We start from the raw sequence: 16,813 nt of genomic DNA, 5'->3' as shown, positions 1-16,813 counted from the left end.
CGGCGGCCGTCGTCCGGGTGGCGGGACGGACGGACCCGGCGCGCGGCCAGGGCCCGCGCGCTCAGCCGCGTGCCGCCCAGCTGTAGCGGTGCTCGGGGCGCCCCGTGTCGCCGTACTTGAGGGTCAGCGCGACCCGGCCGGCCCGCTCCAGCACCTTCAGGTAGCGCTGAGCCGTCGAGCGGCTGACACCCGCACGCTCCGCGACCTCGTGGGCGGACAGCGGCGCCGACGCCTCGCCGAGCACCCGGCGCACCAGGTCGGCGGTGGGCGCGGAGTGGCCCTTGGGCAGCGTCCGCGCCGGCTCCCCCGCGGGGCGAAGCGCGCCGAAGATGCGGTCCACCTGCTCCTGGCCGGCCTCCCCGCGCCCGCCCACCGCGTTGACCGTACGGCGCAGCGCCGCATAGCCCTCCAGCTTCGCGCGCAGCCCGGCGAAGCTGAACGGCTTGACCAGGTACTGCAGGGCGCCGTGCCGCATCGCGGAACGCACCGTCGCCACGTCGCGCGCCGCCGTCACCATGATCACGTCGGCGTGGTGGCCCGCCTGGCGCATCCGGCGGATCAGAGCCAGGCCCGGCTCGTCGGGCAGGTAGTGGTCGAGCAGGACAAGGTCGATGCGGTGCTGCTCCAGGGTGGCCAGTGCCTGCGCGGCCGTGTGCGCGCGGGCGGCGACCCGGAAGCCCGGCACCCGTCCCACATAGGCGGCGTTGATCTCCGCCACTCTGAAGTCGTCGTCCACGACCAGTACCTCGATCACCGCGCGGCCCCCTGCCGTATCCCGCCGCCGGCCTCGTGCCGCTCGCTGTCCGCCGCCGGTGCGAGCGCCTCGGGCAGGACGACGGTGAACACGGCGCCCCCGCCCGCCCGCGCCGTCACCCTGGCCTTGCCGCCGTACCGCTCGGCGAGCCTGCGCACCAGCGCGAGGCCGAGCCCGCGGCCACGGTGAGCGGGGGAGCGCTTCGTGGTCCAGCCCTCCGCGAAGATCTGCTCGCGCTGCTCAGGGGGCACGCCGGGACCGTCGTCGCTCACCCGCACCACCGCCGTACTGCCCTCGGCGCGCAGCTCCACCCCGACCGTCCTCGACACGTCGAGCGCGTTGTCGATCAGGTTGCCCAGCACCGTCACCAGGTCACGCGGGTCCACCACCCGCTCCTGGAGCAGTGTGGCGGGGGAGATGCGCAGCGCGGCGCCGCGCTCGGCAGCGATCGCCGACTTGCCGACCAGGAGCGCCGCGAGCAGCGGATCGTGCACACGCTCCGCGACCTGCTCGGCCGACGCCCGGTGCTCCTGCGACACCTCGGCGACGAACTGCGCCGCCTCCTCGTAAAGACCGAGCTCAAGCAGCCCGAGCAGCGTGTGCAGCCGGTTCGCGTGCTCGTGGTCCTGCGCACGCAGGGCGTCGAGCAGACCGTGCGTGCTGTCCAGCTCGCGTCCCAGCAGCTCGAGCTCGGTGCGGTCGCGCAGGGTCGCCACCGCGCCGCCGTCGTCCGTCGGCATCCGGTTGGCGACCAGCACCCGGCCGCCGCTCACCGTCAGCAGGTCGGCGCCGGCGACCCGGCCCGTCAGCACGTCCGTCGTGCGCCCCGGTGGCAGCACCGCGTCGAGGGACTGCCCCGCCGCGTCTGGGCCGAGGCCCAGCAGGCGCTGCGCCTCGTCGTTGACGAGCCGGACGCGGCCGCAGCCGTCCAGCGCCACGACCCCCTCCCGTATGCCGTGCAGCATGGCCTCGCGCTCGTCGAGGAGCGCGGAGATGTCCGCGAACGCCAGACCGTGCGTGCGCCGCTGGAGTCGGCGGGACATCCCGTACGCGACGAGCGAACCGGCGGCGAGCGCCGCCCCCGCGTACAGCAGCAGGCCGCGCATGGTGGACATCAGCCGCGCCCGCACGCTGTCGTACGCGATGCCGACGGACACCGCGCCGACGACGTGCCCCGCCGAGTCCCGCACGGGCACCTTGCCCCGGGCCGACAGGCCGAGCGTGCCGCGATCGATGTCCATCACGTCCTTGCCCGACAGCGCGCGGCTCGGGTCCGTCGACACGTGCTCGCCGATGCGCGCGGTGTCGGTGTGCGACCAGCGCACCCCGCGCCGGTTCATCACGACGATGTACAGCGCGCCGGTGGACTGCCTGATCCGGTCGGCCTCCGCCTGGATGGGCCCGGACGGGCTCGGCTTCGTGGACGCCAGCTCGCGCGGGAGCCCGGGCTCCTCCGCCGTGGTCTGCGCGATGGCCAGCGCCTGCCGCATGGACTCGTGGTCGAGCTGCGAGCTGAGCGGCGCCATGAACAGGCCCGTCACCAGCATCAGCACCCCCGCGGTGGTGGCCACCTGCACGAGGAGCACCTGCGCGAAGACACGGCGGGGCCAGCGGATCCGCATGCGATCCCCTCCGTTCTTGCTGCTCATCGGCGCTGTCGCCGCCGCGGCGGCCCTCCCGCCACCCGCGTCGCCGCACCGTAGACCGTGGACGGGCGTGCTGCCCAGCCCCGGCGGTGTTTTTCCCCCGCGGGCGGTGAGCAGAACGAGCAGAACGCCGCGTTGCGCGCAGAACGCCGGTTGTGGGAACAAGACTCCCGGGCCGCCCCCGGCGCGCCTAGCTTCACCGGTCATGAACAGTCGGACGAGCCCCGCCATCGAGCTGCGGGGGGCGAGCAAGGTGTTCAGGACGCCCTCCGGGGCACCGCACACCGCCGTACGAGACCTGGACCTGACCGTCGAACGAGGCGAGTTCGTCGCCGTCGTCGGCCCGACGGGGTGCGGGAAGTCGACCACGCTGACCCTCGTCAGCGGCCTCGAGGAACCCACGGAGGGCGACGTCCTGGTGGGCGGGGAGCCGGTCAGCGGCATCGCGGACGACGTCGGGTTCGTCTTCCAGCAGGACGCCGTCTTCCCGTGGCGCACGGTCCTGTCGAACGTGATGGCCGGGCCGCGCTTTCGCGGCGTCCCCAAGCAGGAGGCGAGGGAGCGCGCCAGGCAGTGGCTCACCAGGGTAGGCCTCGAAGCCTTCGAGGACCGCTACCCGCACCAGCTCTCCGGCGGGCAGCGCAAGCGCGTCTCGCTCGCCGCGACCTTCGTCAACGACCCGAAGATCCTTTTGATGGACGAGCCGTTCTCCGCGCTCGATGTGCAGACCAGGGCGCTGATGTCGGACGAGCTCCTCGACCTGTGGTCGGGCACCGGCGCGTCCGTCGTGTTCGTCACCCACGACCTGGAGGAGTCCATCGCACTCGCCGACAAGGTCGTCGTCATGACGGCGGGGCCCGCCACCGTCAAGGAGGTCTTCGAGATCGACCTGCCGCGGCCCCGCAAGGTCGAACAGGTGCGGCTCCAGACGGAGTTCACCGACATCTACCGGGAGATCTGGTCGTCGCTCGGCGAAGAGGTCCGCATCACGAGGGAGAGGGGAGCGGGACATGCGGCCTGACACGGCGGGGGCGGGAGCCGTCCTCGACAAGGCCCCGGCCGCGGCCGGCCAGGAGCGCACGCTCAGCAGGCAGCGCGCCGCGCGCCGCCGCAACTACCTGGTACAGGGCGCCAGGGTGCTGGTGCTCGTCGGGGTGCTCGGCCTGTGGGAGTGGTTCTCACGCGCCGGGATCATCGATCCCTTCAACTTCTCCATGCCGTCCAGGATCTGGCACCAGATCTGGACCTGGGCATCGAACGGTACCGCCCAGGGGCCCCTGTGGGTCCAGGTATGGGCCACGCTGTACGAGGCGCTGCTCGGGTGGGTCCTCGGTGTGTTCGCCGGTGTGATCCTCGGTATCGCGCTCGGCCGGGTCCGCTTCCTCGCCGACGTGCTCGGCCCGTACATCAAGGTGCTGAACGCGCTGCCGCGCATCGTGCTCGCGCCGATCTTCCTGATCTGGTTCGGTCTCGGCCCCGCGTCCAAGGTGGCCTCCGCGGTCGTCCTGGTGTTCTTCCCCGTCTTCTTCAACGCGTTCCAGGGGGCGCGCGAGGTGGACCGGCGGCTCGTCGACGGGGCGAGGATCCTCGGCGCGAGCAACCGCCAGATCACCTACCAGGTCGTCATCCCGTCCGCGACGTCGTGGATCTTCACCAGCCTGCACGTCAGCTTCGGCTTCGCGCTGATCGGCGCGATCGTCGGCGAGTACATCGGCGCCACCAAGGGCCTCGGCCTGCTGGTCTCGGCGTCACAGGGCAGTTTCAACGCCGCCGGCGTGTACGCGGCCATGGTGATCCTCGCGGTCGTCGCCCTGCTGGCTGAAGGGGTACTGACCTTCCTCGAACGGCGCCTGTTCCGGTGGAAGCCCACCGAATCCGGCGACGGGCGTTGACCCCTCGCCCGGCCGCATCTTCTCTGCCCGTCCCCGTTTTCCGCGCCCCATTTCACAAGGACGTGACTTCCATGCGCAGTTCCCTCCGCCCCACCCACCGCGTGGCGAAGGCCGCCGTCGCCCTCACCGGTGTGCTCGCCCTCTCCGCCCTCACCGCCTGCGGCAACTCGCACGGCTCCTCGGGCGGTGCCGGCGGCTCGAAGGACGGCAAGGTCAAGATCATGGTCGGCGGCCTCGACAAGGTCATCTACCTGCCCGCGATGCTCACCCAGCAGCTCGGCTACTTCAAGGACGAGGGTGTCAACGTCCAGTTGCTGACGGAGTCGGCGGGCGTCCAGGCCGAGACGGCCCTCGTCTCCGGCGACGTCCAGGGCACGGTCGGCTTCTACGACCACACCCTCGACCTCCAGGCGAAGGGCAAGCAGGTCGAGTCCGTCGTCCAGTTCGCCCAGGCGCCCGGCGAGGTGGAGGTCGTCTCGACGAAGGCCACCGCGTCCCTCAAGGGGCCCAAGGACTTCAAGGGCAAGAAGCTGGGCGTGACGGGCCTCGGGTCGTCCACCGACTTCCTCACCAAGTACCTCGCGGTCCACAACGGCGTGAAGACGAGCCAGTTCACCCCCGTGGCGGTGGGCGCCGGGCAGACCTTCATCTCCGCCCTCCAGCAGGGCTCCATCCAGGGCGGGATGACCACCGAGCCGACGGTCTCCACCATGCTGGCCAAGAAGGCGGGTTCCGTCCTCGTCGACATGCGCACCCCGGACGGCTCGCGTGCCGCGCTCGGCGGCCTCTACCCGTCCTCCAGCCTCTACATGCAGACCTCCTGGGTCGACGCGCACAAGGACACCGTGCGCAAGCTGTCCAAGGCGTTCGTCAAGACACTGCACTGGATGGCGACGCACACCCCCGAGCAGATCGCCGCGAAGATGCCCTCCGACTACCAGCAGGGCGGCGGTTCCGCCCTGTACGCGCAGGCCATCAAGAACACGCTGCCGATGTTCACCAAGGACGGCGTCATGCCGTCCGACGGTCCCGCCACCGTCAAGCGCGTCCTGTCCACCTTCGACCCGAACCTGCAGAACTACGACGTCGACCTGAAGAAGACGTACACCGACGAGTTCGTGAAGTAGGCGGCAAGAACCCGCCCGGGTTCGGCCGGCGCCCTTGGGCGCCGGCCGAACCCGGGCGGACGTGCGCGTGTCAGGCCGCCGCGCCGCGCCTGCGGCGCAGCAGCCACACGCCGCCGCAGGCGAGGGCAGCCGCGAGGCCCCCACCGGCGGCGAGTTCGGCCGGCGTGCCGCTCGCGGTGCGGTGACCGGAGGCGGCGGCCCGCGTCCCCGTCGGGAAGCCGCCCAGCTCGCCCGCCTTCTGGTAGGCGGAGCCCGCCATCTTGTCGGCGTAGCGGCCGTGCACGAGCTTCTGGTACGCGGCCTGCGAGACGCCCCGCGCACCCACCTCCTGGCGTGCCGAGCCGTTCAGCGGCAGGACCCTGCCCCCGTGCACGCGGTACCACGCGTCGGTCTGCGGTTCGGAGAACACCAGGTCACCCCTGCCCTGCCGCGGGTAGGAGACCTCGTCGGAGCCGGAGATCCTGTTGATCACCGACCAGCGCCCGGTGTGCTGGTCCTTGCCCAGCCAGACGCTCGCGGTCCTGCCCTCGGCCGAGGTCGCCCCGACGGCCGCGAAGGCGAACCGCGCCACCGGAGCGGACGCCGAATCCCCCTTCACGAAGGCCGGGTTGAGCACGTAGACGGCCTGGGCCGACCCGTCGACACGGGGGTGTTCCGCGGCCGCCGCCGGTGCCTTCTCCGCGTGCGCCACCAGGCCGGTGTGCCCGGCGGCACGCGCGTCGAGGTGGGAGAAGAACGCGGACAGGCCGCTGACCGACTGCCCGGTGGAGGCTGCCTGCGCGGCACGTGCCAGGTCGGCCTTCGACGGCCCCTGGACGGCGGCGGGACCGGCAGCGAAGGCGGTGGACGAGCACAGGGCCAGGGCCGCCGTCGTGAACGAGGCGGCGAGCAGCGAGCGGGTGCGCACGCGGGTGCGGGTTTCGTTGCGGTTCATCGCGCGCCTCAGCTCTCCCCGTAGAGGGACTGGCCCCACCGGAACTGGTAGTTACTGACATAGGAGTTGTAGTTCATCTCGCCGTAGCGCGGGTTGCTCGGCCACGGGTCCGCGTACATCAGCGTCTGGCTGTTCGCGTCGTACCCGTACAACACGTTGGCGTGCCCGCCGCCCGAGGTCCAGTAGATGCCGACCTCGACGGGGGAGCCCGCGTCGATCGAGCGCGCGACGGTGCTGAACGACACCGGGCCCGTGACCTGCCCGACATCGCGCATGCCGGTGCCCTGCCAGCCCCGCTGGGCGTCGCTGAGCTGGCCGGGCCGATCGGGGCACGGGTAGCCGGCCGGCAGTCCGCGGGCGTAGTCGCAGAACGTGTTCTGGTTGACGTTGCCGCCGTAGCCGAGGAACTGGGCGATGGACAGGGCCGTGGCGTCCCAGCACCACTCGTCCTGCGTCTGGACCTGTTCGGTGAAGTTCAGCTGACCGGCGGGCGCGGCGTAGGACGAGCCGTGCCCGGCCGCCGTGGCGGACGCGGCGCACGGTATGACCAGCCCGACGGCCGCGGCGGCCGCGAGCAGCAGCTTCCCGCCGCGGCGGGCGGAGACGGGGGCCGCGGAGACCGGCGGCGCGGAGACCGGGGCCGCGGCGGCCGGGCCGGGCGGGTTGCCGCGTTTACGCAGAGCCATCGTCACTCCTTTGTGGGGGTGGAGGTGGGAGGTGAGCGAGACGCCAGGACCATAGGAGCGCCGCACCCCGCACCGGACCCCTCACGGCGGAGAACAAGGGGTTACCCGCTGACCGGGGCGCGGCGGCCGCCCCGCCGCGCCGCACCCCTTGACTGCCGGTGAGGAGCGGGCCACGATGCACCACGCCCGGCAGGGACCGCCCCCGCCGGGGCCGGGGGTCGCGCATGCTCAACGCCGTGCGGGGAGAGCGCCGCGAGACGCTGGAGCGGCTCGACGCCGCACTCGTGGAACACGGCGGCGTCCTGCTGCACGGCCCCGCCGGCATCGGCAAGACCTTCGTCGCCCGCGCGCTGGCCGCCCGGCGCGGCGACCGCGGCGATACGGTGCTGTCCGCCGAACCCGGGGAAGCCGAGCTGGAGCTGGAGCATTCCGCACTCGCCGACCTCTTCCGCACGGTCACCGACGACCGGCTGCACGCCCTGCCAGGACCCCAGCGCTCGGCCCTGCGCCAGGCGCTGCGCCGGGAACCGGCACCGCCGGGCGGCCCGGAACCCGTGGCCCTCCGCCTCGCCTTGCTGTCCCTGCTGGCCGCGCTCGGCCGCGACCGCCCCGTGCTGCTGGTCATCGACGCGGCGCACCACGTGGACCCGGCGAGCGCCCAGCTCCTGGCGTTCGCCGCCCGGCGACTCGACACGGCGCGCGTGCGGACACTCGTGACCGAGACGACCACCCCGGGCGCCGCACCGTCCGCCGGCCCCGCCCTCTGCCCGCCGGCCGCACGCGAAGTCGTCCTGCCGCCCCTCTCGTTCCCCGAGGTGTCGGCGCTGCCGGGCCACTCGGAACTGCCGCACTGGCTGCTGCGCAAGGTGTACGAGACCAGCGCGGGCAACCCGCTGTTCGCCCTGGAACTGACCCGCGCGGTGGCGACGCTTCCCGAGCCCCCGGCCAGGGACGAACCGCTGCCGCTTACCGGACGGCTGCGCGCCCTCGTGGCCGGGCCGCTCGACGGCCTCGACCCGGCCGTGCGGCGGGTGCTGCTGCTGATCGCCCTCGCCTCCCGGCCCACGCCACGGCGCCCGCGCCTGGCCGCCGGCGCCGGGTGCCCCGACGGGCGGGGACACGGCGGCCTGGACGAGACGGACATCGACGGCGCCGTCGCCTCGGCCTGCCGGGCTGGACTGCTCTCCGTCACGGGCGACTCGCTGAGCCTGACCCACCCGATGCTCGCGGCCGCCCTCATGGACTGCCCCGCCGCCGACCGCCGCGAGGCCCACACCCTGCTGGCCCGGGCGGCCAACGACCCGGTGGAGCGCATCCGCCATCTGGCGCTGGCCGCCACAGGGCCGCACGAGCCGCTCGCGGCGGCGCTCGCGGCCGGCGCGGAGCAGGCGCGCCGCCGCGGCGCGACCGAAACGGCCGCGCGTCTTGGCAGGCTGGCTCTCGAACGCACCCCCGCCGACCGTGGGGCACTGGTCGCCGAGCGCGCCCTGACCGGTGCGCAACTGGCCTACGACGCGGCCGACTACGAACTGACCCGGGAGCTGGCGCACCGTGTGATCTCCGGCTGCGCGACACCCACCCAGCGCGTCCAGGCGTGCGTCCTCGTGATCCACGCCTCCAACCAGGCCCTGGGCGACACGTCGGAGGTCTTCGCCGAGATGCTCGTGAGCGTCGGCGACGACCTGGGGCTGCACGCGCAACTCCACTACGCACGCGCGCTGCGCGCCCACATCACCGACGGCAGGACCGCGCTGGCCCGCCTGGAAGCGGCGCGCGCGGCGGAGCTCGCGGGCCGGGCACGCGACCGTACGACCGAGTTGATGGCGCTGTCGCTGCAGGCGTTCACCGCGGCCGTACTCGGCCGGGCCGACGCCGGGCAGCCGCTGGCGCGGGCGCTGTCGAGGCCGCAGGACAGCGGGCCGGCCGGCGGGCACAACGGCCCGCGCGCCATCAAGGCCAGGCTCGACCTGTTCGCCGACCGGCACGAGGAGGCCGCGGCGGAGCTCGCGTCCCTTCTCCGGCGGGCCAGGGACAGCGGGACGGTGGAGGACGTGATCTTCCTGCTCTGCGCGTCGATCGACGTGGACGTGCGGGCAGGACGCGGAGCGCGGGCCCTGGCATCGGCGGACGAGGTCACCCGGCTCAGCCGGGAGATCGGCGTGTGCCACGGCCCGGTGCTGCACAGCGTCGCACTCGCCGAGGCGGCCGGCGGCGACCTGGCACGGGCGGCCGCGCTGGCGCGCGAAGGGGTGCAGACCTCCCTGTCGCGGCACGACCAGATCTTCCTGCCGCTCGCCCTGTGCACCCTGGGCCACGTCCAGCTCCGCTCGCGGGACACGGCGGCCGCCGTGGCGAGCCTGGAGCGTGCACGCGGCATCGCCGAACGGCGCGGCATCGTCGACCCGCTTGCGGTCCCGTGGGCCGTCGACCTGGCCGAGGCGCTGGTCGCCGCCGGCGAGCACACCAGGGCCGAGGCCCTCACGGCCGCCGCGCTCGGCACGGCAGAACGCCTCGACCGCGCCGGGGTCGCCGCCTCCCTGCGCCGCGCCCAGGCGCTTCGCGCGGCCGCCTGCACGGACAGGGACGGCATCAGTCAGGCGGTCGCCGCGCTGCACCGGGCCGCCGACTGCCACCAGGGGCACGGCCTGCGCCTGGAGCACGGCCGCGATCTGCTCGCCCTGGGCGGCGTCGAGTGGCGCCGCCGCCGGCCGGGCGCGGCGGGTGCCGCATGGCAGCGAGCCGCCGCGGTGTTCCGGGAGTGCGGGGCGCGTACCTGGCTGGATCAGGCGACGGCCGAGCTCGCCCGGCTGGAACCCGGCGACGACGGAGCGGGCACGGACGGCTCGCTGGTGCACGCGCTCAGCGGCACGGAGCACCAGGTGGCCACCATGGCCGCGGCGGGTGCGACCAACCGGGAGATCGCCACGAGCCTGTTCCTCGCGGTCAAGACCGTGGAGGCGCACCTCACCCGCGTCTACCGCAAGGCCGGCGTGCGCTCCCGCACCGAACTGGGCGTGCTGCTCCACGACTCCGCAACGCGTCCGGGCGCCCGGCGGACCTGAGCGGCGGGCGGGGGTGGCATCGAGTGCCGCGCGGGGGGCCTATCGTTGTCGTAGCGCCTTCCGCCCGCGCCCGCGGGCCGCCGCCGTCCGTCCTCAGGAGTGACACCATGCCGGAGCTCCCCAGCGCACGCGACGCGGGGCCGCGCGCCCGCGTCCCGGCCGGGACCGTGTTCGTCCCGGTCAGGCCGGAGGGCGAAGGCCACCGCGTGCGCCTCTTCCGCACGCCGCTCGGCGCACGCACCGCGGTCGCGTTCACCTCCGTGCGGCTGCTCGCCGCCACACTCGGCGCGGGCCAGCCCTACCTCAGGCTCGCCGAGCCCGCTCTGCGGGCGCTCACCGTGCCGCTGGGCGTCACCACCCTGACCGTCGACCCGCAGCTCGTGGCCCCGCGCCCGCCGACGTCCCCGTGCCCGCGCCGCTCGGCGCGCGCGAGTGCCGCGCAGCCGGGAGAATCCAGCTGGTCGGGCCCCGCCGCTCGCTGTGAGCCGGTCCGCCGCTCCCGTGCGATCCGCCGCTCCCGTGTGAGCGGAGCGCCGCTGGGCACACGGGAGGGTCGGGGCTGCACGACCACACCCCGTGCGAGCGGAAAGGACGTGAATCACATGCGAGTCGCTTTTCTCGTGGCTCCCGAAGGCGTGGAACAGGTAGAGCTGACCGAACCGTGGAAGGCCGTCGGTGACGCGGGCGGTGAGCGCCACCTGATCTCGACCGCGTCCGGCCGGATCCAGGCGTTCGACCACCTGGACAAGGCGGACACCTTCCCCGTGGACCGCACGGTCGGCGAGGCGTCCGTCGGCGACTACGACGGGCTCGTACTGCCCGGCGGCGTCGCCAACCCGGACCAGCTGCGCACCGACAAGGATGCCGTCGCGTTCGTCAGCGCCTTCTTCGACGCGGGCAAGCCGGTCGCGGCGATCTGCCACGCGCCGTGGACGCTGATCGAGGCCGACCAGGTGCGCGGCAGGACGCTCACCTCCTGGCCCAGCCTGCGGACGGACATCCGCAACGCGGGCGGCACCTGGGTGGACGAGCAGGTCAAGGTCTGCACGAGCGCCCCGAGCCCGCTGATCACGAGCCGCAAACCGGACGACCTCAAGGCGTTCTGCGAGGCCTTCATCACGCAGTTCGGCGGCTGAGGGGCCCTCACGCCGCCGGGCCGCGCATCACATGCGGACGGCCAGCGTGAAGGAATGGCCCGCGGGGTCCGAGTAGATACGGGTGTCCCGCGGGCCCCCGTTGTCCTTCGTGTCCAGAGGCCGCGCGCCCAGCTCGATCAGCTCGCGCTCCGCCGCGTCCATCTCGCCGCGCTCCACCAGGATGCGCAGATGGGCCTGTTGCGAGGTCTCCGGCCTCGGCCAGCTCGGCGGCGCGTAGCCGCGGTCCCGGCGTATCGCCAGGCGCACACCCGCGTCACCGACGATCTCCAGGAAGTCGGGATCGTCGCCCTGCCGCGTCTCGGCGTCGAGGAGAGCGGCGTAGAAGTCGGCCAGTTCCGCGGGCTCCGCGGCGTCCAGTACGAGCACGGTGGTCTTCACGACGGTCATGCGGCGCTTGTACCCGCACGGCCGCCCCGCACACGGTTGCCGCCGGGGGCCACGGGTACCCGCCCCGCAGCCGGGGAGGCACCCCGTGCACCAGACGATGAGGAGACAGCCATGACCAGTGCGGAGCAGTCCGCGCACGCGGCGGCGACGGTGGTGGTGGAGCTGAGCGGCTCCGCGCCGGCGGACGCCCACGCCGTCTTCGGTGTCCTGCACACCGCCTACGCGTCCGACCGTTCCCCCGACGACGTGCCGCGGGAACCGGACGGTGGAGGCGGGACGACGGTGTGGACGGCGGCCTTCGACACCACCGACGTACGCGAGCAGCCCGGCCCCGTGGCGCTCGGCGCGCCCGTCACGGCGGTGCTGCAGGGCGGCTACCAGGCCGTCGACGGGCTGCGCGTGACGCTGTCGTCGGCGTTCGCGGTGAACGTCGTGGGCACCTCGTCGGGCGACCAGGAGCAGGAAGTGCAGCTGCGGCTCGCGAGCAGGTGACGTGATCCCTGCTCACGCACGGTGCGCGGATGATCGTGTTGCGCGTTCGGCCCAGTCGGGTGAGGCTTTGGGTGACCCAGAAGTGGCTGTTGCTCACGCTTCGTGCTCGGGGGTCGTTCACGCGATGTGAAGCATGTGGGCCTCTCTGTGAGGAGCCTGAATCATGACAGTTCCACTCGACCGTCACTACGAGCTGGAATTGCACGCCTCCGAGGAGCGCGTACCGCAGATCCGGCGCATTGTCGGCGCCCACCTCCGGCACTGGAAACTCGACCTGCACGTGCGGGCCGTCTGCAGGGGTATCGACGAACTGCTGACCAACGTCCACCGCCACGTCGGCGACGAGAGCCGCTGCCTGCTCGAGATCCGCTGGTCCGGGCGGCGCCTGACGGCTTCCGTCGAGGACGACGGGCCGCGCATGCCGCGCATGCTGATCGCGGGCGGTGGACTCGCCCGTATCGCCGCGCTCAGCGACAGCTGGGGCACCTGCGCCACGACCGGCGGCAAAGTCGTCTGGTTCACGCGCAGCGTCGAGGCCCCGCTGTCCGTGCCGCGCGTGCCGTTCGTCCCCCTCACGCTCGTCGACGCCGCGCTGCGCCACCCGGATCCTGCCGGCCCGGTCCCCGTGGCCGTCGCCGACACGGCCACGGCGGACGCGGCATCACGGTTGCGGGTTCCCGCACCCGCCTGAGCCGCCGGCGCCCCGCACGGCGCCCGCACCGCACGACGACTGCCCCGCACCCGCCACACGGGACGCGGGGCAGTCGGCTGCCCGTGATCGGCGCCCCTCAGGGCGTGTACTCGTCCTCGTCGACGGTGTGCACCGCGGCCTCCTCGGCCGACGCGGCCGCGCCGTCGATGCCCACGTCCTCCGCGACCATGTCCTTCTCCGCGTCCGCGTGCGCGCCCTCGTCGGGCGCCACCAGCCGCCCCGACCGCATGTCCCCGACCTCGTCGTCGCGGACCTCACCGTCGCCCTGCGGCAGGTCACCGATGCCGTCGCCCGCCGGGACGGGCGGGTCGGGGATCTCCTCGGCCAGCCGCTCGTCCAGGGTCTCGCCCTCGTTCTGCTCCTCGGCCGTGGTGCCCTCGCCCTCGACGCCCAGCGGGCGCTCCGGCGGGGACCAGCCCTCGTCGTACGGGTCGGCCGCGCGGTCGCTGAGGCTGTCCTCCGGGTCGAGGATGCCCTCGTCCTCCCGCACCTCGGCGTCCGCGTCGGGCTGGTAGACGTCGTCGGCCATGGGATCGGTGTTCTCTCCGGTCACGTGGATCACCTCGTCGAGTCCGATTGCGTTCGACCCCGGCTACCCGGCGCGGCCCGCGCTATCCACGCCGGCCTCGGACGGCCCACATACAACGCTGCCACCAAACTCCGCGCCGCTCAAACCCCAGGTGGCGGGCGCGGCGTGTTTGCCACGGCCCACCAGGGGCACGCGGTGTTCTCGTCCGCGGACGAGAAAAGCCATCGACGCGAGAAGCCATCGAAGCCATCGACCGGAGTCGAGCGTGAGCCAGAAGCGCATCGTCATCGTCGGAGCGGGATTCGCCGGATACCAGACCGCCCGCGCCCTGTCCCAGCGTTTGCGGGGCCGGGCGGAGATCGTCCTGCTGAACCCGACCGACTACTTCCTCTACCTGCCCCTGCTGCCGCAGGTGGCGGTGGGCGTCCTGGAGGCCAGACGGGTCGCCGTGTCCCTGCCGGACACCCTGCCGCACGTGCGGCTCGTGCTCGGGGAGGCCGACGAGGTCGACCTGGACGCCGGACGGGTCGGTTACACCGACCCGGAGGGCAACCGGGGCCGGATCGCCTACGACCGGCTCGTCCTCAGCGTGGGCAGCGTCAACAAGCTGCTGCCCGTGCCGGGAGTCGCCGAGCACGCCCACGGGTTCCGTGGCCTGCCCGAGGCGCTCTACCTGCGCGATCACGTGACCCGGCAGATCGAGCTCGCCGCGGCGGCCGACGACCCTGCCGAGTGCGCCGCCAGGTCCACCTTCGTGGTCGTCGGCGCCGGGTACACCGGCACCGAGGTCGCCGCGCAGGGCAAGGTGTTCGCCGACGGGATCGTGCGCCGGCAGCGCCACTGGCGGCGCTGCGGGCCCTCGCGCTGGCTGCTGCTCGACGTGGCCCCCCGGGTGCTGCCCGAGCTGGACCGGCGCCTGTCGGACACCGCCGACCGGGTGCTGAGGCAGCGGGGCGTCGAGGTCATGCCCGGCACGTCCGTCAGCGAGGCGACGGCGCGCGGCGTCACGCTCGACAACGGCGAGCGCGTCGACACGCACACCCTCGTGTGGTGCGTGGGCGTGCGGCCCGACCCGCTCGTCTCCGCCGTCGGCCTGCCCGTGGAACGCGGCAGGCTCGTGGTCGACGCGATGCTCAACGTACCGGGCAGGCCCGAGGTGTTCGCGTGCGGCGACGCCGCGGCCGTGCCCGACCTGACGAAGCCGGGCGAGTACACCCCGATGACCGCCCAGCACGCCTCGCGCCAGGGCAAGGCGGCGGCCCGCAATGTCGCCGCGTCCCTCGGGTACGGGGAGCGCAGGCACTACCGCCACGACGACCTCGGGTTCGTGGTGGACCTCGGCGGCGCCCAGGCCGCCGCCAACCCGTTCGGCGTACCGCTCGCCGGGCCACTCGCGGGGGCCGTCACCCGCGCCTACCACCTGGCCGCGATGCCCGCCAACCGCGTACGCGTGGCCGCGGACTGGCTCCTCGACGCCGCGATGCCGCGTCAGACCGTGCAGCTCGGCCTGGTGCGTTCGGGCGCGGTGCCGCTCGAGTCGGCGGCACCCGAAATCGGCAGGGCCATCGCAGCGAAAGCGAAGGAGTGACATGGACACCCGTGAAATGGCAGAACTCGCACAGCAGCTGAGGGTCGACTCGGTACGCGTGGCCGACCGCGCGGGCTCCGGCCACCCGACATCCTCCATGTCGGCGGCCGACCTGATGGCCGTGCTGCTCGCGGGCCACCTCCGCTACGACTTCGGCGACCCCGGCCACCCCGGAAACGACCGGCTGATCTTCTCCAAGGGGCACGCGTCGCCCCTGCTGTACTCGATGTACCTGGCCGCGGGCGCCGTCGACGAGGAGGAGTTCCTCACCTACCGCACCCTCGGCAGCCGTCTCGAGGGCCACCCCACGCCCCGCCTGCCGTGGGTGGACGTGGCCACCGGCTCCCTCGGCCAGGGGCTGCCGGTCGGCGTCGGCATGGCGCTCGCCAACCAGCGCCTCGAACACACGCCGCACCGGGTGTGGGTGCTGTCGGGCGACAGCGAGATGGCCGAGGGATCGGTGTGGGAGGCCGCCGAGCACGCCGGCGACCAGCACCTCGACGCGCTCACCCTGATCATCGACGTCAACCGGCTCGGGCAGCGCGGTCCCACGCGACACCAGCGCGACCTGGCCGCCTACGGCAGGCGGCTGCGCGCCTTCGACTGGCACACCATCGAGATCGACGGCCACGACATCGACGCCGTCGAGCGGGCCATGAGCGAGGCCGAGTCGACCGCGGGGCGCCCCACCGCGATCATCGCCGGCACCCGCAAGGGCCGCGGTGTGCGCGCCGTCGAGGACCGCGAGGGCATGCACGGCAAGCCCGTCAAGGACGCCGAGGCCGCCGTGGAGGAACTCGGCGGCAGGCGCTCGATCCGGGTGGACGTGCAGCGGCCCGCCGAGCCGGCGGGGGAGGCCGCGCCCCGCCAACGCGAGCTGCGGCTGCCGCGGTACGAGCTCGGCGACACCGTGCCCACCCGCGACGCGTTCGGCGAGGCGCTGACCGCGCTCGGCCACGCCTACGAGGACGTCGTCGTGCTCGACGGCGAGGTCGGCGACTCCACGCGCGCGGAGTACTTCGCCAAGGAGCACCCCGACAGGTACTTCGAGTGCTACATCGCGGAGCAGCAGATGGTGGCGGCCGCGGTCGGCATGCAGGCCGTCGGGCGGGTCCCGTACGCGGCCTCCTTCGCGGCGTTCCTCACGCGCGCCCACGACTTCCTGCGCATGGCCGCCGTCAGCCGCGCCTCGCTGAACATCGTCGGCTCCCACGCGGGCGTGTCCATCGGCGAGGACGGCCCCTCCCAGATGGGCGTCGAGGACATCGCGATGTTCCGCGCGATCCACGGCTCGACCGTGCTCCAGCCGTGCGACGCGAACCAGGCCGCCCGCCTGGTCGCCGCCATGCACGAACTGGAGGGCGTGCGCTACCTGCGCACGATGCGCAGCGGCACCCCGGTGATCTACGGGCCCGCAGAGGAGTTCCCCGTAGGGGGCAGCAAGGTGCTGCGCCGGTCGGACGCCGACCACGTCACCCTGCTCGGCACCGGCGTCACCGTGCACGAGTGCCTGACCGCGGCCGACGCCCTGGCGAGGGACGGCATCCCCGTGCGCGTCATCGACATGTACAGCCTCAAGCCCGTCGACGAGCAGGCGCTGATGGCCGCCGCCGAGGACACGGAGTGCCTGATCACGGTCGAGGACCACCACCCGCAGGGCGGCCTCGGCGACGCGGTGGCCGAGGCGTTCGGCGACGCCAGGCCCGCGCCGCGCCGCCTGGTCAGGCTGGCCGTCACCAACATGCCCGGCTCAGGAACCGGCGAGGAGCAGCGCCGCGCCGCCGGCATCGACGCCGAGTCGATCGCGGCCGGCGTGCGGCTGCTCACCGAGAAGATCATCCGCTGAC

The 16,813-nt window shown here is 73.5% G+C and carries 15 protein-coding genes and 1 pseudogene; 10 read left to right on the top strand and 6 right to left on the bottom strand.

The genetic code is table 11. The features are described 5' to 3' along the window. Positions 1-61 precede the first annotated feature (61 nt). Both JFN87_RS04630 and JFN87_RS04625 read right to left on the bottom strand, forming a co-directional pair. Positions 62-754, bottom strand: a complete 693-nt coding sequence (locus JFN87_RS04630; RefSeq protein ID WP_209338571.1) for a response regulator — start codon at positions 752-754, stop codon at positions 62-64. Beyond that, positions 751-2,376, bottom strand: a complete 1,626-nt coding sequence (locus tag JFN87_RS04625; protein WP_209338570.1) for an ATP-binding protein — start codon at positions 2,374-2,376, stop codon at positions 751-753. The genes JFN87_RS04630 and JFN87_RS04625 overlap by 4 nt, the downstream gene beginning before the upstream one ends. A gap of 229 nt (positions 2,377-2,605) precedes the next feature. On the opposite strand from JFN87_RS04625, the gene JFN87_RS04620 reads away from it, so the two are divergent. The 3 genes from JFN87_RS04620 (at position 2,606) to JFN87_RS04610 (ending at position 5,419) form a co-directional block, all read left to right on the top strand. Next, positions 2,606-3,421 carry an ABC transporter ATP-binding protein gene (locus tag JFN87_RS04620; RefSeq protein ID WP_209338569.1) on the top strand — a complete coding sequence of 272 codons (816 nt, stop codon included), beginning with the start codon at positions 2,606-2,608 and terminating at the stop codon, positions 3,419-3,421. Beyond that, positions 3,411-4,292: an ABC transporter permease gene (locus JFN87_RS04615; RefSeq protein WP_209338568.1), complete on the top strand. Its 882-nt coding sequence runs from the start codon at positions 3,411-3,413 to the stop codon at positions 4,290-4,292. Before JFN87_RS04620 ends, JFN87_RS04615 begins: the two co-directional genes overlap by 11 nt. Positions 4,293-4,363: 71 nt before the next feature. Continuing rightward, on the top strand, positions 4,364-5,419 hold the full coding sequence (locus tag JFN87_RS04610) for an ABC transporter substrate-binding protein (RefSeq protein ID WP_209338567.1): 1,056 nt from the start codon (positions 4,364-4,366) through the stop codon (positions 5,417-5,419). Positions 5,420-5,489: 70 nt separating this feature from the next. Here the strand turns inward: JFN87_RS04610 and JFN87_RS04605 are convergent, their stop codons facing one another. Beyond that, positions 5,490-6,353 carry a hypothetical protein gene (locus tag JFN87_RS04605; RefSeq protein ID WP_209338566.1) on the bottom strand — a complete coding sequence of 288 codons (864 nt, stop codon included), beginning with the start codon at positions 6,351-6,353 and terminating at the stop codon, positions 5,490-5,492. 8 nt (positions 6,354-6,361) lie between these two features. Beyond that, positions 6,362-7,039 (bottom strand): papain-like cysteine protease family protein, encoded by a 678-nt coding sequence (locus tag JFN87_RS04600; RefSeq protein ID WP_209338565.1) that lies wholly within the window; start codon positions 7,037-7,039, stop codon positions 6,362-6,364. A gap of 236 nt (positions 7,040-7,275) precedes the next feature. Between JFN87_RS04600 and JFN87_RS04595 the strand changes: the two genes are divergently transcribed. From JFN87_RS04595 to JFN87_RS04590, 3 genes and pseudogenes are all read left to right on the top strand, one after another. After that, positions 7,276-10,101 (top strand): helix-turn-helix transcriptional regulator, encoded by a 2,826-nt coding sequence (locus JFN87_RS04595; RefSeq protein ID WP_307865301.1) that lies wholly within the window; start codon positions 7,276-7,278, stop codon positions 10,099-10,101. A 107-nt stretch (positions 10,102-10,208) separates the two neighbouring features. Then, a pseudogene (locus JFN87_RS34265) lies at positions 10,209-10,469 on the top strand (SAV_915 family protein); the annotation flags it as partial. Positions 10,470-10,703: 234 nt separating this feature from the next. Next, positions 10,704-11,237: a type 1 glutamine amidotransferase domain-containing protein gene (locus tag JFN87_RS04590; protein ID WP_209338612.1), complete on the top strand. Its 534-nt coding sequence runs from the start codon at positions 10,704-10,706 to the stop codon at positions 11,235-11,237. Positions 11,238-11,264: 27 nt separating this feature from the next. Here the strand turns inward: JFN87_RS04590 and JFN87_RS04585 are convergent, their stop codons facing one another. Beyond that, positions 11,265-11,645, bottom strand: a complete 381-nt coding sequence (locus tag JFN87_RS04585) for a VOC family protein (protein ID WP_209338563.1) — start codon at positions 11,643-11,645, stop codon at positions 11,265-11,267. Between the two features lie 111 nt (positions 11,646-11,756). Between JFN87_RS04585 and JFN87_RS04580 the strand changes: the two genes are divergently transcribed. Both JFN87_RS04580 and JFN87_RS04575 read left to right on the top strand, forming a co-directional pair. After that, complete coding sequence (locus JFN87_RS04580) at positions 11,757-12,137, top strand: hypothetical protein (RefSeq protein WP_209338562.1); 381 nt, start codon at positions 11,757-11,759, stop codon at positions 12,135-12,137. A gap of 163 nt (positions 12,138-12,300) precedes the next feature. Then, positions 12,301-12,828, top strand: a complete 528-nt coding sequence (locus tag JFN87_RS04575; RefSeq protein ID WP_245178742.1) for an ATP-binding protein — start codon at positions 12,301-12,303, stop codon at positions 12,826-12,828. Between the two features lie 97 nt (positions 12,829-12,925). Here the strand turns inward: JFN87_RS04575 and JFN87_RS04570 are convergent, their stop codons facing one another. After that, positions 12,926-13,378, bottom strand: a complete 453-nt coding sequence (locus tag JFN87_RS04570) for a DUF5709 domain-containing protein (protein ID WP_209338611.1) — start codon at positions 13,376-13,378, stop codon at positions 12,926-12,928. Positions 13,379-13,643: 265 nt separating this feature from the next. On the opposite strand from JFN87_RS04570, the gene JFN87_RS33465 reads away from it, so the two are divergent. Both JFN87_RS33465 and JFN87_RS04565 read left to right on the top strand, forming a co-directional pair. Continuing rightward, positions 13,644-14,966 (top strand): NAD(P)/FAD-dependent oxidoreductase, encoded by a 1,323-nt coding sequence (locus JFN87_RS33465; protein ID WP_307865300.1) that lies wholly within the window; start codon positions 13,644-13,646, stop codon positions 14,964-14,966. Position 14,967: 1 nt separating this feature from the next. Then, complete coding sequence (locus JFN87_RS04565; protein WP_245178741.1) at positions 14,968-16,812, top strand: transketolase; 1,845 nt, start codon at positions 14,968-14,970, stop codon at positions 16,810-16,812. Position 16,813 lies beyond the last annotated feature (1 nt).

It is taken from the genome of Streptomyces montanisoli (assembly GCF_017813245.1).
GTDB classification, from domain to species: domain Bacteria; phylum Actinomycetota; class Actinomycetes; order Streptomycetales; family Streptomycetaceae; genus Streptomyces; species Streptomyces montanisoli.
Note: the sequence above shows the minus strand (reverse complement) of the source record. Positions and strands in the feature narration are given on the sequence as shown.